Below are 2225 nucleotides of genomic sequence, written 5' to 3' on the forward strand. Positions count from 1 at the left end.
GGTTTAATCCAGCATAAAATCATTAATTTATGTTTGAAATAAAAAATGGGGAAACACAAGGACTTTATTCATTTTTTGCTTTAATTTCATTAATGACTATGCTATAACCTGAGTTTTACACTTGTTATGCTACAAAAGCCGCCTACATACATGATTTAGTAAGTAATCGGCTTTTTATTATGGTTTGTATATAATAGAATTTAAGTATTTGTCAAATTCTTGTTTCGTATATTCTGCATAAGGTATTTCAGCATCTAAGGATTGAATGATTAATAGTAAATCATTTATTATTTGATTATCTAAAGTCAATTTATTATTTTCATCATAAATTAATACTTCATCATTTTTTAATACTCTAACCTTGTTTAAAGAGTCACTGATACACATACTAGTATTTAAAGCTTCGATTATTCTTTCTGCAGAAATAGAATAATTCATTTTTAATTGAAGCATTCTTAATAACAGTAATGAAATAAAACAAATCAAGAAATGGCCTTCAATATGTTTTTTAGTTCTTACAAAAATAGGTCTAACCTCTAATTGTGATTTAGTAATTCTAAAGCTTTCTTCAATTCTCCATAAACCACTATAAGTTTCTAAAATTTTAGAATAATCATATTCTAATTCTGAAGTAATGATACAAAAGAATCCATCAAATTTAGCATCCTCTTTAGCTTTTTCATAATCAACGGATCTATATACTTCATTAGCTATTTCCCCACTTTCAGTAGTGTATAGATTCTTAATATACTCATCATAAGCATGTTTAATAGTAAAAGCATTATTACCTAAAGATTTTAAAGCTTTATTAAGCTTATCATCTCTTTTTCTAGCTGCCATTAAAGCATCTTCATATTTCCAATAAATAAGTACTTTTCTTTTTCTTTTAACTTTATTCCCATTTGAATCTAATCCATCATAATCCTCAATAAATGTTTTATACTTGAAGGTTCTATTCGAATTATAAGTATATCCATTTTCGTCAAACATTATCTCATGATATCTTTTTCCCTTTTTTCCTTTTAATATTTGACTAAAAACAAAACCATTACCACTATTAACAAGATAATCGATATTCTTAGAAGAATTCATTCCTTTATCAGCAACAGCAATAACCTTCTTTAGACTATAGCTTTCTTTTATCTTATTCATAGTTGGTTGAAATGTTAAAGAATCTGAGGTATTTCCAGGAAATATACCCATACATACAGGCAATGAATTTTCATCCATAAATAAGCCTAATTGAACAATAGGATCTGTTCTATGTTCTTTAGATACACCACGTTGTCTAAGTCCATCAGCATCAGGATAATCTATTTCAAAATAATAATTCGTAACATCATAGTAGCCGTAATCAAAATTTCTGCCAATCATTTTTACTATTTTATCGTTAAGGTACTTTTGAATATCAACACTTAAATCACTAAACTTATCTAAGGAACGATATACATCCGTAAGGTCAAAATCAATAGAACAATCATAGAGATTCCCCATAATTTGTGTTGTATGTCTTTTAGAAGCGGGGTTAAGTATTCTTTGAATAGCAAAATATTTCAAAATGGAATTCAAATCATAATCACCTTTGAAATTAACATTCTCAAAGAATTTATCCAATTCTAAAGAATCATAGATAGCAGATAAAAATTTATAACCATAATTATACTTAGTAGAACTATTATCCTCGAAAAATTTTTTTCTGGTGTTCTTTTTAATAGAAAGCTTTTCTTTTTTATAATTCTCATCAAAAAGCTTTACCGCAGTAATGAATTCATCTTGGTTATCTTGATCCTCTAGATAACCAAAATCTTTTATGGTTCTTTGTTTGATTTTTCCATTTTCTCTATAGCCTTCAACAACTCTAACTTGAGTTTTGATTCCATTTTTTCTTTTATGTTTATCATATCTAATCACAAAACATCACCCTACATACATTATAGCATAAAATGTAGCATAACGCAATAAAATAAATAAAAAAGTGAAAATATACATGTTTTTTATATATACTTTCACTTTATAGCATAACAAGTGTAAAACTCAGGGTATTCCAAATGATTTTACATATTCCCTATAAAATAGAAAATAAGACAAAGAAAATTATAATCCATTTCCTAAGGGAGAATGCCTTTATTTTTTCTGCCTTCTTGTAGTATAATAGTAGAGAAATAAAAGTATAAAAGAGGTTTCTATGGAAGATAAGAAGATAGATGAAATTAATGACATTATGA

The 2225-nt window shown here is 26.7% G+C and carries 1 protein-coding gene; it reads right to left on the reverse strand.

From position 1 onward, the window contains the following. Positions 1-177: 177 nt before the first annotated feature. On the reverse strand, positions 178-1911 hold the full coding sequence (locus SPJ17_RS04610; RefSeq protein ID WP_321093117.1) for an IS1634 family transposase: 1734 nt from the start codon (positions 1909-1911) through the stop codon (positions 178-180). Between the last annotated feature and the right edge of the window lie 314 nt (positions 1912-2225).

The organism is Anaeroplasma sp. (assembly GCF_034179385.1).
Lineage (GTDB): Bacteria > Bacillota_I > Bacilli_A > Acholeplasmatales > Anaeroplasmataceae > Anaeroplasma.